Genomic DNA, 16,323 nt, shown 5'->3' on the forward strand with positions numbered 1-16,323 from the left:
CGTTTAAGGGACGAGTATTTAGTACGGCACCACGCATCTCGGAGGTAATGTGCAGATCCCGCTACTTTTCGGCAACGCGGCCTCCTCCTTTATGCCTACAAAGCTCCGGTTGTTGCCTCCTGTTAGTGAGCACTGAGGGCGATTCCTTGTCTGCCTGAAAATCATAGGATGGGAGCAGTAGATAAATTCCTAGCGAAAGCGGACTATGAGCACCGAATCGTTTGACCTCGTCTCCCTTGGGTTTGAGTTCCACGCCCGCGACAGTGACGCTGCACAAAAAGTCTTCGACGCGCTAGATTCCCGTGGCCTGATTGGTTACCTGGGGGCGCCACAGCTAAGTGATCAACTGACCTATGTGCCTGTAGACGTAGCCACCGACAAACAAGGTTCCTTGCTTATGGCAACCGAGGCCGGCGAGTTAGCCAAGCACGACCTGTCTACGGAGAAGCTGACTACCGAGTTGCTGGAAGCCGCGGGTGCTCAGGCACTGAGCCTTGATGGCATCATAGTGGCCGGGACTGAGGTGGAAGTTACCGGTGACGGTGACGCGGCAGAGACAAACTCAGGGAATCAAGTAGTGGCCGGAACCCACGTGATGGCCAGCGAGTTGGTGATGTCCTCGCTGGGGCAACCAGGAGTATGGAAGGTGCGGCAAACCCAGGAGAGGCTCCTAGCCGTCCGCGAAGGAGAACCAGTTGAAATCAGGCTCGGGCAGAAGCACCTTCGTGCCATCGAGCTGAAGAGCTCCGACGGTTACATTCAGCTCAGCGTCCATGCCAGCGCAAAAGCCTTCCAACTGCAGGACAGTAACGTCTTCGATTATTGGATGCCCACCGAAGACCGTCCTGTACCCATGGCCGCCACCGGCAGCGAGGTTGCCCAGCTCCAAGGAAAACTCGGCGCGCAACTGTACGCCGCGGATTCCGAAGAGCTGTTGGAACTAGAAAGATTCTGGCCCGAGGCGGCAACAGGTATCGTGCGATTAGCTAAGCTACGCAGTCTGGACGGGCTGCGACTCTTCCTGAAGGGGCTGGGGCTGCCGGAAGAAATGGTCGACTACATGCGCGGCGAACCGCTGACGGACGGATTCACCGAGTTGCCACGCAGTCTGCCAGCAGGTCTAGACCTCGCGGTAGAAGAAGAAAGGGCTAAAGCCAAGGGAGTGATGAAGCTGGTGTACCGCACCGGCTGGAGTCCTGCAGCGCTCATTTCCTCATCTTTAGCGGTCATCGGGGCGGGAGTCCTATTAAATCGCTGGATGAAAACTTCGGGCAAGCCGGGTACCGGATGGCGCCGAACCATCATGTTCTTTTGGTATTCAGATGCAGGCTACTACCTGGCACACGGGGTACGCCAGGTACTTAAAGCGAAGCTGAAAAACCGTTGAGCTGATCACGAAAAATGGGTCCACCGGTGCAGCGCCTGAGCGCGGCCCCGGTGGACTCATTTCTAACAATGTGAGACGGAGCTATTTCTTTTTCGAGCGTAGCGAGGGAAAGTCTGTATCTCTGAACTCGGTACCCGAGACTTGACCTGAGCTGTGAAGCTCTTCCTCGGCCTTGCGTAGTTCTACGCGACGAATCTTTCCGGAGATCGTCTTTGGAAGGTCGGCGAATTCGAGTCGGCGAATGCGTTTGTAGGCTGCCAGATGCTCTCGACAATAGGTCAAAATGCTTTCGGCTAGCTCGGCGGTAGCCTCATAACCGTTGGCTGGCACGATGTAAGCCTTGGGAACGCAGAGGCGTAATTCATCGGGCGCCGGAACTACCGCGGCTTCACCGACACCGGGGTGCTCAATGAGCACTGATTCGAGTTCAAAGGGGCTGAGCTTATAGTCGCTGGATTTGAACACATCATCCGCGCGGCCCACATAGGTCAGTACACCGTGCTCATCACGCTCGGCGATATCGCCGGTGTGGTAAACGTTGTCGCGGAAGACTTCCGCGGTCTTTTCTTCATTTTCAAAGTAGCCCTTCATCAGACCCAATGGACGCGGGGTGGTCACTAAACAGATTTCGCCAAGATCACCCTCCTGGCCGGAAGCTGGGTCTCGAAGAATGATGTCATAACCGGGCATGGGGCGTCCCATGGCGCCGATGGTGATGCGTTCACCCGGTGGGTTGGCAATCTGCACGGTGGTTTCGGTCTGGCCAAAACCGTCTCGAATGACTTGACCCCACGCTCGCTGTACCTGGTCTATGACTTCGGCGTTTAATGGTTCGCCAGCTGAGACAAGTTTGGCTGGGGGAGTCTTGAGCAGTGCGAGGTCTGCCTGAATAAGTAACCGCCAAACCGTTGGTGGTGCGCAAAAGCTTGTGACATGTTCCTTGGCCATCTGGTCCATCAGGGCAGCGGCATCAAAACGTTCATAGTTGTAGATGAAGACCGTGGCTTCGGCAATCCATGGGGTAAAGAGATTTGACCATGCGTGTTTGGCCCAGCCAGGAGAGGCAACATTGAGGTGAACGTCCCCAGGTTCTAAACCTATCCAGAACATGGTGCTGAGGTGCCCCACCGGGTAGGAAGTGTGCGTATGTTCTACGAGCTTCGCCTTAGAAGTGGTCCCGGAGGTGAAATAACGTAGCAGAGTCTCATCTGCGCGAGTTGGTTCGCTGAGTTTAAAATCAGTGGGCGCGGTGAAGGAATCCGCATAGTTCAAATTGTCGCCACTGGGAGTTCCGCCAATTTGAATGAGCTTGTAGTCCCCGGGGACCGTCTCAAACTTTGGAATCTCAGCTTCGTTGGTAATCATCCATGAGACATGTCCGCGGTCAATGCGATCTTCTAGATCTGTTGAGGTTAGTTGCGTGGTGCAGGGAACGAGAATGGCTCCGAGCTTGATGCCGGCGAGCATGGTCTCCCATAGCTCTACCTGGTTACCGAGCATCACCGCGATGGAATCGGATCGTTTGACACCTTGGTCGCTGAGCCAGCGTGCCAGTTGTGTTGAGCGCTGTGAAAGTTCTTGCCATGTCCGCCGGGTGGAGGTGCCATCAAGTTCGGTGATGATCAGTGCAGGCGTGTCTGAACGCTGAGGGTCAAGGGCTACCTGATCAAACCAGTCATAACCGAAGTTAAAATGCGTGAATTGTGGCCACGAGAACTCTTCGCGGGCCTTCGAATAGTCTTGGCGCAAATCCAATAGCTGATTACGGACGGAGCGAAATTTTTCGGTGACGTTCATCTAAAACCTTTCAGTACCGATGACTCTAAAGTGGCCTGCATCACTGGCAAATATACTTTGATGTCCTACCTTTTGGAAAGGGGCAAGCCGTGAAGATCCTCCCTATAAAAGATGTTTGACTTGCGAATTGGATCCGCGTCGTTAGTGGGCTTATGTTCCATGCAAGACAAAAGCCACCTTCTTGGCCAATGAGTTGGCAAGAAGGTGGCTGAAATCTTTGTGGTCGGAATTTAGATAGTTAGCCGGTTACGGGCAAGGCTTCCAAGACTTTCCGCCCGGTGCGTAGCAGCGTGGTCCGGTGTAATTACGCGGAACGGACTGGGTGCGAGGCTTGGGTGCCTGCGTACGCGGCTTCTGCACCTTGGGTGCCTGGTAAGTTGGCACCTTTTGCCTTGGCTTGGATTGCTGTTCAATGCGACGGCGCTCTGCGGCCTTTTGTTCTGCGACCTCGCGTTGTTGCTTCAACTGTGCTTGGCGCTTAGCTTCAGCTGCTTTCTTCTTAGCCGCTTCCTTTTTCTTGCGCTCTTCATCCTTGCGCTTTTCTTCGGCTTTAATGAGCGCCGTTTTGGTGTCTAGGTGAGCCTGTTCGACTTGATTCGCGTGAAGTACTGAGCTGTCGAGCTTGCTGATGTGCTTTTTAAAGTGGGTTGTTAGCAGCGCGTAGGTCACCGGATGCATGTCCGGGGTGATCTTGCTTAGGGCGCTCTTGGCTCCATGGCCAAGAGCTATTGCCGCGGCTGCTTCCCCCGCAAGGCTTTCGGCTTCCTTGACTGATTCTGCCGGCGCTTCACCAAGCTGTTCAAAAGCCTGCGTGGCTTCTTCGAGTTGCGCTGGGATAGTGCACGCGGCGCTAGGGTCGAACAATCCGGTGGCCTTAGCTGCCGCCTCGTTCTGTGCCTGAAGTACCTCGTCGTAGAATCGCACGTTTGGTTCGTACTTCACTGCAATGCCCAGCCCCGCGGCGGCGATATCGGCGTTGACTAAGCTCTTGTCTTTGTACACGCCAGCAAGGGTGCGTCCATATTTATCCGTGCGCTCAATGTCGTATTCCAAATCAACTTTATCGCCGGGCGCGAGTAGCGATTTGAGGTGCTCCGAGGCCTCGGGCCCCATGCACTCTACTGACTTATTGGGATCAACGGTTTCCGGGGTATCGATGTTCAGTAGGCGTACGCGTGTATCCTCACCCGCAATGCGGATGTCTACAGTATCGCCGTCGACTACTTTAACTACTGTTCCGTTGGAGTCATTTCCGGGCAGGATTGAACAGCCTGTGGCCCCAAATGTTAGCGCCGCGGTTAAACCCACGGAAAGCCAAGTTAGCTTCTTCGTACTCATGGTGATGATTCCTTCAAGCGTGCGAGTGAGTGGAGTGATGAGTCTCCAAGGCTAATTGAAGGGAGGAAAAGTTGAACTGTCAATCTGTGTGCGGTGATGCGTCCAGAAGTGCTCTTCGCCTCATTGCTTGAAGCTTCAACTAAAAAGGAGTAGGCTGATATTCAAGAGCTACAGATACACGTTGAAAGGTAAGGAATCATGACACTCATCAAAGAAGACAAACTCTCCGCCGAACTGCAGATGAATGCGGTCCAGCTCAAAGTTGGCAACATGAAGGTCATGAGCGAGTACTACCAAAAAGCGCTGGGTCTTGAACTCCAAGACGAAAATGCTGGTGGAACCCGACTAGGCCGCGGGGCTCGAACGTTGGTCAACCTCACTCCATCACCGGGTTTGCAGCAACCAGCCCGCGGCGAAGCCGGACTCTTCCACACCGCACTGCTCTTTGATACCAAGGCAGACCTGGCTGCCACGGTGCTTTCTGCCGCACAGTTTGACCAGAGCCGCTTCGTCGGCAGCTCGGACCACCTGGTCTCCGAGGCCTTCTACTTCACCGACCCGGAAGGCAACGGCATCGAGCTGTACTGGGACCGCCCACGCGAGAGCTGGAGCTGGACCAACGGTGAAGTTGCTATGGATACGACTTATCTTGATCCCAACGTTTTCCTCAACGAACACCTCAATGAGCAAGCTATTGCTGGGCAGCGCAGTGCCGAGGCTGAAATTGGCCACGTCCACCTGCAGGTAGGTGACGTAGACACCGCGCGTTCCTTCTATGTGAACACCCTCGGCTTTGACGAGACCACGGCACTAGGCGATCAAGCATTGTTTGTCTCCGCCGGCGGCTACCACCACCACATGGCAATGAACGTGTGGAACTCCCGCGGCGCAGGTCCTCGCAAAGACACCTTGGGACTCGGTGAAGTGCTGATCAACGTGCCGACCGCGGACGAGGTCGGCAAGCTCGCCCAACGCCTGGACTTCGCGAAGGTAGCAAACCATCACACCGGAGCGGAACTTCGCTTCATGGATCCATGGAATAACCAGCTGCGTGTCGCAGTCAGCTAGGAGACGCCACAAAATGCCACCTTGTACTCGCAAGGTGGCATTTTTACGTGAGGCATCAGAGGGTTAACTGCCAGTGATTTTGCCAAGTTTCTGTGCCGCACGCTGCACCAGTCCCTGTGGTTCGGCCATCTGCACCGCTGGCATCTGCGTGGCCGCATTCTCATGCTCACTGTCGGTGTAGTTCCAGTATTCTTCGGTTTTGGTGATCGCCGAGGCATCGGGTTTGTACGGTGGCTTATGGAAAGACAGATGGGGCCGTTCCCACGCAATATTCTTGCGTACCACCTTCGCCGGGCTGCCCACGGCAATGACGTTGTTGGGGATTTTCCGGTTGACCAGGCTGCCAAAACCGATCACCGAGCCGTCGCCGATCTTCGCGCCGGCCAGCAAGGCGGCCTGCGCGCCGATCCACACGTGGTTGCCCACGGTAATGTCCTTGGCCGGGTTCACCCGCTTGCCGGACTTCACGTCAAAGATTGCATGGCCATCATCGGCGCGGATCTGGTTGCCGCTGGCAATCATCACGTCATCGCCCAAGCTGACGGTCACGCCCTCCACGGCGCTGATCAAACATCTGCCGGTGGTGGTCACATCCCGGCCGATGCGGACCGTGGCATCTTCGCCCACGCGGATGTTAAAATTGGAACCCTTCTTCTGGCTGGGCCCAATAATCAACGTGCCATTGTCGCAATCGAAGACCAGATCCAACCGGCCAATATTCGCCTCGGGGTCCACGAGCACCCGGTTGTTCTGGCCACGGAATTTGACCGTGATGTTCGTCGTGAATTCGGTGGCGGAGGTTATAGTATTCCCGTGCTCGTCCTTGTAGTCGCGTAACGCGGTAAGTTCGATCATTGCCTCGACTGTAGACCCCGAAGCTGAACTCTATCCGGATGCTTCCTTGGCATTCGGGAAGAACTGATGCTTTCTAAGTCCTCGACAGCAGGGCGCTACGCCGATTCAAAAAGCTGCTGACCCAGATATTGACCCTCGCTGATGCCCGGTGGAACGGCATAGAGGCCCGAGCTGGTGTGGCGCAGATACTCATTCATCGCGTCATTGGCGCTCATCGCGCGCTGAATCGGCACAAAGTGCGTGCGAGCGTCATTCACAAACGCGATAAAAAACAATCCCGCATCCAACCGGCCTAGACCATCTGAACCGTCGGTGTAATTAAATCCGCGGCGCAACATTCGCGCTCCGCCGTGCGCGCTGGGGTGCACCACCGCTACATGTGAATCTTTGGGGATGATTGGTCCACCACGTCCTGGCATGGCGAAGTCCGGTGCGGTAAATTCCTCCCCGCCAGAAAGTGGGGCACCACTACCCTTGATCCGACCCACCACGTTTTCCTGCTCGCCTAAGGTAGAACGGTCCCACGTTTCAATATGCATTCGAATCCGCCGTGCCACCAGGTAGCTGCCGCCCACCATCCACGACTGATCGGTGCTTTCCTTGGTAGCCCACACGTTTTGTTCAAGTGCTTTGCTGTCTTCGGCGACGATATTTTCGGTGCCATCTTTAAAGCCAAATAAGTTGCGCGGGGTGCTCTGTTGCGCGGTGGTCTTTGAGGTTCGTCCAAAACCAATTTGAGACCACCGCACATTAGCCGTGCCAAAGGCGAGGCGAGCCAGATTGCGGATTGCATGCACCGCCACCTGCGGATCATCGGCGCAGGCCTGCACGATGATGTCGCCATAACTGCGCTGCGCCTCGATCATGTCGCCACGAAAATGCGGGAGTTCGATCAGCGCTTCGGGTAATTTTCCGGCTAGTCCAAAGCGCGGTGTCTCGCCGTCCAAGAACAGCGAGCGGCCAAAACCTATAGTCACGGTGAGCCGGGAGGCCGGAAGCCCCAGCGCTTCACCGGTATCCGTGGGCGGGGCATTATAGGAACCGGCGAGCGCACCGCCTTCACCAATTTCCTGTCCTTGGGTCATCGCCAAAATTGCTTGGGTCCACGCTTGGAGCAGCTCGATCAGTTCTTGGCGGTCCTCGGTTTGCACGTCAAAGGCGGCGATGTGCATGCGGTCCTGGGATTCGGTGATGATCCCCGCCTGATGCTCCCCATAAAAGGGTATCTGATCACTTGGTGCCGGTTCGCTGACCTGTCCGGCATAGGCTAAGTGGCCCAGCGCCCCCAAAGCTAGCCCCGCGCCGCCGGCCCCGGCCGCGGTCAGCAGTAACCGGCGGCTGAGGTTCACGCTGGTTTCTTCCTTGTCCTGGCGCATTTTTACTTCACCGCGGCGGCGGTCAACTGGGACAGTGGTTCGGACAAGGCATCCACCCCGGCGGCCAGGTCTTTGATCTGCGTGGCGGTCAGCTGGTTGTAGTACTTAAACCCGTCGCCCACCCGGTGCTCATCAAGTTGTTCCTGCAGCGCGGCGAAGTTCTTCTTCAGCTGTGCATCTAACTGATCATCGGTGCCCACCAATAAGGGCTGCAGATCCTCATAGGCAATCTTCGCTCCTTCCAGGTTCGCTTGGAAGTCCCACAGGTCGGTGTGGGAGAACAGTTCCTCTTCGCCGGTCACCTTGCCGGTGGCCACCTCGTCGAGTAGTTCCTTCGCACCATTGGACAGCTTGTCGGGGGTGAAGGTCAGCTCGGTGGTCCGCGATTGCAGTTCCTTGGTATCTTTGACCATCTGCTGCGCTAGTGTGGTGCGCTCGTCCTTGGACAGTTTGGTGTATCCGGTGGGGGACCAGAGGTCTTTTTCTGCCCGGTGCCAGCCGGTAAATGCCTCACCTTTTTCGAGGTCTGCTTCGCGGGCATCAAGGATCGGGTCAAGGTCCCCAAAGGATTCGGCCACCGGTTCGATCCGCTCCCAGTGCATCCGGGTCGGGGCGTAGAGCTTCTTTGCAAGCTGCTCATCGCCGGCGGCAAAGGCGGTGGCAAAGTTTTGGGTGCCGCGCACCAACTGTTCGGACTGATCCTTCACATATGCGCTATAAAGCTCGGTCGCGTTCTTTTGCAAGGATGCCCGATCCGCCGAGACGCTGGGGCCCTCGGCGGATTCGGTGACGCTAAACGGCGCACGAATCCCCTCGCCGACCATTCCCGGCTTACAGGCGGTGTAGTAAGAGCCGGCCGGTGCGATCACTACCAGGTCTCTAGAGACCCCGGGGCCGATGTTTTCTACCTCGCCGGCGATGCGCAGCCCGTCTTCGGCCAGCAGGTAAAATTCGGTCACCGAGGTCCCCTCATTTTTGACATTAAACTTCAGCGTGCCGCCGGGGACCTGGTCGCTGGACACGGTGCAGGCATCGGCGGTGGACACCACGTTGATGGTGCCGTCGCCGGCCGTCGTGCCGGTGGTGTTATCGGTGCAGCCGGTCAGCGTCAGCGCTGCCAGGGAAATCAGGGCTGCCGGGGCGAGGAATTTATTCATCGTTATGCCTTCGTTGTCAGAAAAAAGAGTGAGAATTAGCCGCGCACTGCGGTTTTCGGGGCGAACACGGTGCGCAGGTAAAGGAACATCACCGGCACCACGTACAGCACCCAGACGGTAGCTTCGAGCCAGGTGGTGGCGGGGGAGAAGTTAAAAACACCCTTGAGCAGCGTGCCGAGCACCCCGCCCGGGGCGATCACACCGGAGACATCAAAGGCCAGGTAATGAAGTCCGGGCAGCAGGCCGGCCTCCTGCAGGTCGTGCACCCCGTAGGCGAGCACCCCGCCGGCGACGATCACCAAGATCGCCCCGGTCCAGGCAAAAAATTTGGACAGGCTGATCTTCAGCACCCCACGGTTGACCATGTTTCCCAGTACGATCGCGGTGAGGATACCCAAAAATGCGCCGAGCAGCGGCTGCCAGGTTTCTCCGGTGGCCCGCGCCGCGGCCCAGATGAACAGCGCCGTCTCCAACCCTTCACGGCCCACCGCAAACGCGCCGACCAGCACCAACCCAATCACCGAGCCCTCGGCGACCTGATCCACCTGGGATTTCAGATCGGCATTCAGCGTCTTGGAGGCCTTCGCCATCCAGAAAATCATCCAGGTCACCAAGCCCACCGCAATAATTGACAGGCTGCCGCCGATCATCTCCTGCGCCTCAAAGGTCAGCCCGCGTGGACCAAAGGTCAGCAGCGCCCCAAAGCCCAAGGAGATCAGCACCGCGATGCCGATGCCCGCCCAGATCCGCGGAAGCAGATGTGCGCGCCCGCTCTTGGTCAGGTAGGCCACCAGCAGTACCACGATGAGCACCGCCTCGAGGCCTTCACGCAGGCCGATCAGGTAATTTCCGATCATTACTTTGCACTTTCAAGCAGTTCGTTTCTCCGCGCTGGCTACTGCCAGGCATGCGGCGCCGTCACCGGCGCAGAAATAGCTCTGTGTCCGGTCACACAAGCAACCTCGCTAAGGTTAGCCTAAACTGACTACCGGCAAAAAACTACCTAGTAAATCTGCGTTTTATGCGACTTTCCGCACCCGCTGCGTCATTACTGCATCAGGTCGTGCCCTAATGAGCGTTCCTCGTTATTTCTCCGTACGAGTAGTCCACAGCACTTTTTCGCACACAAACGGGTATCGGCTACCGATGCCTGTTAGCGTCGGTGCTTGTTAGCCTGCACCCATGATGCTCTTCGACAAGCTGGGCGAAATCGAACGACCGGCACCGCCACGCAAGGCCGCGCTAGTATTCGCGGCGCTCACCGCGGTGCTACTAATTGCCTCCGCGGTTCTGCAATTCCGCGCGTCGGCCGCCCGCTGGATTGACTTTGGCAGAACCGTGGAAGGAAATGAACTGTCGGTGGAAAGTGATCAGTACGATTACTACTTCCCGGACGGAGAATTCTTCCCGCTGGAAAATACCGCTTTTCCGCTGGGTATCGCGCTGATGATCCAAGCCCTGGGCCTGCTCTGCCTGCTGGCTACACTCGCTGCACTGCGCGAACGCAGCACACGGGCGATCGTGTTCACCGCCCTGCCACTGGGGGTGCTCGCCGCCACAGGCTTCGCCCTGCTGGGACTTCACGCCTTACTCTCGGCGCTCGAAGGCCAACCCAGCACACTGCCGGGCTCAGGGCTTTTTCACCTCGCGCTACTGATCGGTTTTCTCGCCCTGTGCGCGCTGAGCATCCTGTGCTGTTTGTCAGTTCCGCTGCTCGGTCTGGCCGCAGCCTTTCTGCTCGGCTCCACCCTGGTCGGATACTTTCTCTCCAGCTACCTGCCCGACCCACTGCTCACCGGCTACCTCTCCCATGACACCACCCCGGGCACCGAAACGATCGTGGCGCTATCCACCGCCGCCGCAGCGATCACCATGCTGTCCGTGCTGATCAGCCTGGCCAGCCAACGCCGAAAATAAATTTGGCACTTATCCACACTTTGCCCTGGACCCAAGCCACCCGCACCCACCTGCCGCCAAACTGGGTCCATGAGTATTCGACAGCTCCTTACCGGCCTGGCCAGCCTGCGTGACTTCGCCACCGGCCCCATCCCGCAGGCAGTAACCGCCCTGCTCCTTGAGGCGATGGGTCTGTGCCTAGAGCTACTCACCAAGCTTTCACTTCGTTTGCGTGAATCGGCCGATCCTCGCGTCGCCGCTGCCCACGCATCACTGATCGAACACCTCTTCCGCTACACCGTGCGGGAACAAATCCGCAGCCTCGCCCACCTGGAGGCCACCGCCGCCCACCTGCTGAGCGACGAGGAACTGACCGCACTACGCGAGCACCGCACCGACTTCTCCGCGCCCGCCAGACAAGAGTCCGGACGCACCGCCTATGCCAACGCCAGCACCTTTAGCGCCGCCTGGTTGGGCATTGACTTCTTTGAGGCAGATCGCCGGTTGGGCGAAGCCCACCTGCTGGTCGCCCGGCGCTTCATGGACGGCAGCACAATCACCCCACGCTTCACCCAGCTGGCCACCTTGCACGCCGAGGATCATCGGCTTGATCCACGCCGGGTCGCCCAAGCCGCGCGTAGTCTGGACAAATTTGAACCGCCAGACACCAGTTTTGAAGGTGCCCCGTTGGATCCGGTCGCCACCTATGAGGGCCAAAGCATGCAAGAGCGTGCGGTGAAGCTGTTGTGCGAGGCGGACCGGAGCGCCGGAGCTAAAAAGCTCAAAAACCTCCTGCGTGATTACCGCAAGGCGAATGAGGAGTTTGTGCAGGCCGAATGCGGTCTCTTCTATCAAGGCAATACCAACGGCATCGACAGTTTCCTGCTGCGCTCGCAAGGTCTGCAATCGGAGCAACTGCATTCTTTCGTCGGCCAGTCCGATAATCCGCGCACCGAGAGTGGTCAAGCCGCCCGTAAATCAGTCCCACTAGCACCCGCTGATCTTTTCACCAGCGCCGACCCCGCCCCGGACTGGGCTCAGGACCCCGCCCCGGAACCAAAGGATCAGGCCGAACCAACTGATCAGGCCAAACCGAGCCAGTTTTCCCAAGAGCCTGTCCCGGTACCCACACCATCGGTAGAATCACCGGCTGATCCTGCACCTGAAACCAACGATTTGGAAGTCTCCGTCGCTCAGCGCAGACTCAACGCCTTACTCGCCTCCTTATCGGCGGGCAAAACAGGTGCCAAGACAGTCACCCCACAGATCCTGGTCCACATGCAGGCAAAGAACCTAAGTGATTTGGCTTCCGCCACGGGTGTAACCGCCCACGGAGTGCCACTGGATCCGGCCGAACTTCGCCAGCTGCTGTGCGAAGCAAAAATCATCCCCGTTGTCTTCGGCGGCAAAGGCCAGGTGCTCGACGTGGGCCGGGCCCAACGGCTCTTCCCGGAACCAATCAAAAAGGCGGCCTTCGCCAGAGATCGCGGATGCATTGTGCCAGGGTGCAACGCACCGCATGAAATGCTTGAATATCATCATTGCAATTGGTGGGAGCGCGGCGGAAAAACCTGCATCAAAAATTGTGCGGTGCTCTGCCGTCACCACCATGCGTTGATCCACCGCAGACTATTGCGCATTGAAATGGTCGGTTCGGTCCCGCACGTCGTGCTGCCTAAATTCCTCGATCCGGACCAGATACCAAGGCGCAACACCTACTTCTGCGCCGCCGCTTGAGTTCCGCTGCGGGCCCCTGACACAGTAGCGTCCACCGAGTAGCGCATCCCACAAAAATCGAGTTGGTATCGGTTGACTGCTTCTGGCATGATTGGAAGGTACTCGATTTGTTGGGGACCCTCTCTCCGCGATAAATCCTGTCCTTTTTAGAGTTGAACCAGTACGGCCTGCCCCACAGGCGCGAAACGTTCGACTCGCCCATGTTGAGAAACAGGAGACCACTAAAGTGGCCGTAAAGATTCGTCTGAAGCGCTTCGGTAAGATGCGCGCACCTTTCTACCGCGTTGTTGTTATGGACTCGCGCGCCAAGCGCGATGGCCGTGCCATCGAGGAGATCGGTAAGTACCAGCCAACTCACAACCCTTCGATCATCGAGATCGATTCGGACCGTGCGCAGTACTGGCTCTCCGTTGGCGCACAGCCAACCGAGCAGGTTGCTGCACTTCTGAAGATCACCGGTGACTGGCAGAAGTTCAAGGGCATCGATGGCCAGGAAGGCACCTACCAGGTTGCCGAGCCTAAGCCTGCATTCGTTGCTCCTGATAAGGGTTCGGTGATCCTCCCAGAGGCAATCACCAAGAAGGCCGAAAAGCCAGCTGCTGAGGAATCGGCAGAAGCTGAAGCCACCGAGGCCGAGTAATCATGCTCGCCGATGCGCTTGACCATTTGGTGCGCGGGGTAGTCGAGGAACCGGAAGACGTCAGGGTTTCCCTGAAAGCCAACCGCCGCGGCGACCTGCTCGAAGTGCGTGTTCATCCCGAAGACCTCGGTCGTGTGATCGGACGTCAGGGACGTACCGCACGGGCACTGCGTACCGTGATGGCAGCGTTGGCCAAGGAGCCGATTCGTGTTGATGTTATCGACACCGATCGTAGCCGGTAGCCAAACATTTTTGAGGTCAGGCGCAAGCTGACTTCACCACGGAAGGAGTTTCCGCTCAACAGGGCGGAAACTCCTTCTCGTGTTTCATCATCAAAACCCGCCAACCTATGGCACCCCAGCGCGTGGCATCGTCCCGTGAATTCAAGGAGAATGATCACCAGATTATGCGATTGCAGGTAGCACGTATCGGCAAACCCCACGGCATCCGTGGCGAAGTGACCGTTCAAGTCCTCACCGACGTCCCCGACGATCGTTTTGCGCCCGGAGAGGTCCTGCACGTCATCGACGGCCCGGTCAAAACCCTCACCGTCACCAAATCGCGCTGGAACAAAACCATTCTTCTGGTCGATTTCGCAGAAATCAAAGACCGCAACATGGCCGAAACCTTCCGCCAGGCACGCCTGGAAATTGAGGTCACCGGCGAGGAAGAAAGCGCCTCCGATGAGTGGTACGAGCATGAGCTGCTGGACCTGAAAGTCATCCACGATGGCAAACAGGTCGGCGTGATCACCGCACTGCGCACCAACCCCGCCCAAGACCTGCTGGTCTTCAAGGACCTGAACGGCGAAGAGGTCTACCTGCCATTCGTCGATGAATTCGTCCCGGACGTTGATCCCGAGGCGGGCACCGTGACCATCACCCCTCCGGCCGGCCTCCTTGAGCTGAACCAGGGCGAGGAAGAAAAGTAAGCATCATGCGCATCGACGTCGTCTCCATCTTCCCGGAGTACCTAGCACCACTTGACCTGTCGCTGATCGGCCGCGCCCGTGAAGAGGGCATCTTGAACCTGAACGTCACCAATCTGCGTGACTTCACCACGGATCGCCACCATAAGGTCGATGACACCCCTTACGGTGGTGGAGCCGGCATGGTGATGATGCCCGAGCCGTGGGGCCAAGCCCTAGACTCGGTGCGCACCAGCGCCCCGGAGGCCGCCAAGCCAATCCTCATCGTGCCTTCTCCTGCCGGTGCGGTCTTCGACCAGCAGATGGCTTATGACTTTGCCGAAGAAGACCACCTGGTCTTCGCCTGCGGTCGTTATGAAGGAATCGACGAGCGTGTCATCGACTACGCACGTGAGAACTTCACCGTCATCCCGGTCTCCATCGGAGACTACGTACTGAACGGGGGAGAGGTCGCGGTGATGGTGATGGTTGAGGCCATCGCCCGTCTGATTCCCGGGGTCATTGGCAACCCGGAATCGTTGGTCGAAGAATCGCACTCCGACGTGCTGCTGGAATACCCGGTATATACCAAGCCTGCCGCCTGGCGTGGTCGCGAGGTCCCGGAAGTCCTGCTCGGTGGAAACCACCAGCGCGTAGCCCGATTCCGCCGTGATGAGCAGATTCGCCGCACCGCAACCCGCCGCCCGGACCTCATTAACCTGCTCGACGCAGCCAAGCTGAATCGTAAGGACCGTGACGCCCTCTGGCACGCGGGATTTGCCGTCGTTGACGGGGAAATCATCCCTAAATCGCAGCTGGACTGGGCTAAAGAGTCCTAGATCACGCATTCGGTGATCGGCCTTACTCGCGTCGATGCTCCGAATATGGCAAAATTGTTTCTTGGTGTGTTTTTGTCCGATTCCTGCCACAGGGGGAAACCGGGCCTAGGGAAACCGCCGCATCGGCAGCAACAAAGTCTGCCGGTGGAAATACGTTTCGAAGAGATCACCGCTTGCGGTTGATGAGCTTCGCTACGAGGGTACGGTGACCTGTGGCATTGACCCTAGAGGATGCACCATGCATATTCTTGACTCAGTAAACGCAGCATCGCTGCGCTCCGACATTCCTGCTTTCGGCGCCGGCGACACCTTGAAGGTGCACGTCAACATCATCGAAGGTAAGAACTCGCGTGTCCAGGTTTTCCAGGGCTACGTCCTTGGCCGCCAGGGTGCTGGCATCGGCGAGACCTTCACCGTGCGTAAGGTTTCCTTCGGTGCCGGTGTTGAGCGTACCTTCCCAGTTCACTCCCCAATCATCGACAAGATTGAGCTAGTGTCCAAGGGCGACGTACGTCGTGCCAAGCTGTACTACATGCGCGATCGCCACGGTAAGGCAGCACGCATCAAGGAGAAGCGCGACTTCGGTACCAAGAAGTAATTTCGTTCTTTCATGAACGAGGTTGCTAGCCCCGAGCGAGCAACGAGCAAGCGCCGGACCTGGTTTTGGGTCTGGCGCTTCGCCGTTTTCGCAGTTATTTGTGGCCTGATCGCCACCCTATTCATTCGCGCACTCGTCGCGGATGTCTACCGGATCGAATCCGGCTCCATGGAGCACACGCTGAGCCCCGGACAAAGTGTGCTTGTGGACCGCCGCGCCTACCATGACACTGACCCGCAGCGCGGAGACATCATCGTTTTCGACGGCCGCGGTTCCTTTCTTCCTTACGCGCGCGCCTCCTTCGCTGATGATCTGCTCGGCGCGCTGCACCTGAGCGGCACCTCAAACACCTATATTAAGCGTGTAATCGCCATCGGCGGGGACACCGTTGAATGTTGCGGCACCGGTGGAAAAATCCTGATTAACGGTCAGCCAATCGACGAGCCCTATATATACGACGGAAATGCACCCAGCGAGCAAAAGTTCTCTGCGGTAGTTCCCGAAGGCCGCGTCTGGGTGATGGGCGATCATCGAGCCCGTTCCGAAGATTCGCGCGCATTGCTTGGCGCAAGCGGTGGCGGAATGATCAATCTGGACCGCATCGGTGGCAAAGCCACTCAAATCATTTGGCCGCTCGATCAGCGCTCTACCCTCAAGTAACAGTCGTCAACATACCCAGAGCAGAAAAAACTTTTAAATTTTTCTATCGGTATGGATTTATCTAAATC

Annotated in this window: 16 protein-coding genes; 10 read left to right on the forward strand and 6 right to left on the reverse strand. The window is 57.6% G+C overall.

Going from position 1 to position 16,323, the window contains the following annotated elements:
- Positions 1–205 precede the first annotated feature (205 nt).
- Positions 206–1,387 (forward strand): hypothetical protein, encoded by a 1,182-nt coding sequence (locus CIK74_RS06695; RefSeq protein ID WP_096255004.1) that lies wholly within the window; start codon positions 206–208, stop codon positions 1,385–1,387.
- A gap of 81 nt (positions 1,388–1,468) precedes the next feature.
- Here CIK74_RS06695 and CIK74_RS06700 read toward each other — a convergent pair whose 3' ends face one another.
- Both CIK74_RS06700 and CIK74_RS06705 read right to left on the reverse strand, forming a co-directional pair.
- Complete coding sequence (locus CIK74_RS06700) at positions 1,469–3,184, reverse strand: AMP-binding protein (RefSeq protein ID WP_096255005.1); 1,716 nt, start codon at positions 3,182–3,184, stop codon at positions 1,469–1,471.
- 246 nt (positions 3,185–3,430) lie between these two features.
- Positions 3,431–4,522, reverse strand: a complete 1,092-nt coding sequence (locus tag CIK74_RS06705) for a thermonuclease family protein (RefSeq protein ID WP_096255006.1) — start codon at positions 4,520–4,522, stop codon at positions 3,431–3,433.
- Between the two features lie 198 nt (positions 4,523–4,720).
- Here CIK74_RS06705 and CIK74_RS06710 point away from each other — a divergent pair, with 198 nt between their 5' ends.
- Complete coding sequence (locus tag CIK74_RS06710; protein ID WP_096255007.1) at positions 4,721–5,590, forward strand: VOC family protein; 870 nt, start codon at positions 4,721–4,723, stop codon at positions 5,588–5,590.
- A gap of 63 nt (positions 5,591–5,653) precedes the next feature.
- Here the strand turns inward: CIK74_RS06710 and CIK74_RS06715 are convergent, their stop codons facing one another.
- The 4 genes from CIK74_RS06715 to efeU form a co-directional block, all read right to left on the reverse strand.
- Entirely contained in the window at positions 5,654–6,445 is a 792-nt protein-coding gene (locus CIK74_RS06715) for an acyltransferase (RefSeq protein WP_096255008.1), read from the reverse strand.
- Positions 6,446–6,540: 95 nt separating this feature from the next.
- Positions 6,541–7,821 carry an iron uptake transporter deferrochelatase/peroxidase subunit gene (gene efeB, locus CIK74_RS06720; protein ID WP_096255009.1) on the reverse strand — a complete coding sequence of 427 codons (1,281 nt, stop codon included), beginning with the start codon at positions 7,819–7,821 and terminating at the stop codon, positions 6,541–6,543.
- Positions 7,822–7,823: 2 nt separating this feature from the next.
- Positions 7,824–8,978 carry an iron uptake system protein EfeO gene (efeO, locus tag CIK74_RS06725; protein ID WP_096255010.1) on the reverse strand — a complete coding sequence of 385 codons (1,155 nt, stop codon included), beginning with the start codon at positions 8,976–8,978 and terminating at the stop codon, positions 7,824–7,826.
- 35 nt (positions 8,979–9,013) lie between these two features.
- Positions 9,014–9,835 carry an iron uptake transporter permease EfeU gene (efeU, locus tag CIK74_RS06730; protein ID WP_096255011.1) on the reverse strand — a complete coding sequence of 274 codons (822 nt, stop codon included), beginning with the start codon at positions 9,833–9,835 and terminating at the stop codon, positions 9,014–9,016.
- Positions 9,836–10,160: 325 nt separating this feature from the next.
- On the opposite strand from efeU, the gene CIK74_RS06735 reads away from it, so the two are divergent.
- From CIK74_RS06735 to lepB, 8 genes are all read left to right on the forward strand, one after another.
- Complete coding sequence (locus tag CIK74_RS06735) at positions 10,161–10,895, forward strand: hypothetical protein (RefSeq protein WP_096255012.1); 735 nt, start codon at positions 10,161–10,163, stop codon at positions 10,893–10,895.
- A 69-nt stretch (positions 10,896–10,964) separates the two neighbouring features.
- On the forward strand, positions 10,965–12,611 hold the full coding sequence (locus CIK74_RS06740; protein WP_096255013.1) for an HNH endonuclease signature motif containing protein: 1,647 nt from the start codon (positions 10,965–10,967) through the stop codon (positions 12,609–12,611).
- Positions 12,612–12,837: 226 nt separating this feature from the next.
- Positions 12,838–13,251: a 30S ribosomal protein S16 gene (rpsP, locus tag CIK74_RS06745; RefSeq protein ID WP_096255014.1), complete on the forward strand. Its 414-nt coding sequence runs from the start codon at positions 12,838–12,840 to the stop codon at positions 13,249–13,251.
- A 2-nt stretch (positions 13,252–13,253) separates the two neighbouring features.
- Complete coding sequence (locus tag CIK74_RS06750) at positions 13,254–13,493, forward strand: RNA-binding protein (protein ID WP_096255015.1); 240 nt, start codon at positions 13,254–13,256, stop codon at positions 13,491–13,493.
- Positions 13,494–13,657: 164 nt separating this feature from the next.
- Positions 13,658–14,182, forward strand: coding sequence for a ribosome maturation factor RimM (gene rimM / locus CIK74_RS06755; RefSeq protein ID WP_096255016.1), 525 nt, complete (start codon positions 13,658–13,660; stop codon positions 14,180–14,182).
- Between the two features lie 5 nt (positions 14,183–14,187).
- Positions 14,188–14,997 carry a tRNA (guanosine(37)-N1)-methyltransferase TrmD gene (gene trmD / locus CIK74_RS06760; protein WP_096255017.1) on the forward strand — a complete coding sequence of 270 codons (810 nt, stop codon included), beginning with the start codon at positions 14,188–14,190 and terminating at the stop codon, positions 14,995–14,997.
- 238 nt (positions 14,998–15,235) lie between these two features.
- A complete protein-coding gene (gene rplS / locus CIK74_RS06765; protein WP_096255018.1) occupies positions 15,236–15,595 on the forward strand; it encodes a 50S ribosomal protein L19 in 360 nt (119 codons plus the stop codon).
- 12 nt (positions 15,596–15,607) lie between these two features.
- Entirely contained in the window at positions 15,608–16,255 is a 648-nt protein-coding gene (gene lepB, locus CIK74_RS06770; protein ID WP_096255019.1) for a signal peptidase I, read from the forward strand.
- Positions 16,256–16,323: the final 68 nt, after the last annotated feature.

The sequence above is a fragment of the Glutamicibacter sp. BW77 genome (genome assembly GCF_002332285.1).
In the GTDB taxonomy this organism is placed as follows: Bacteria; Actinomycetota; Actinomycetes; order Actinomycetales; family Micrococcaceae; genus Glutamicibacter; species Glutamicibacter bergerei.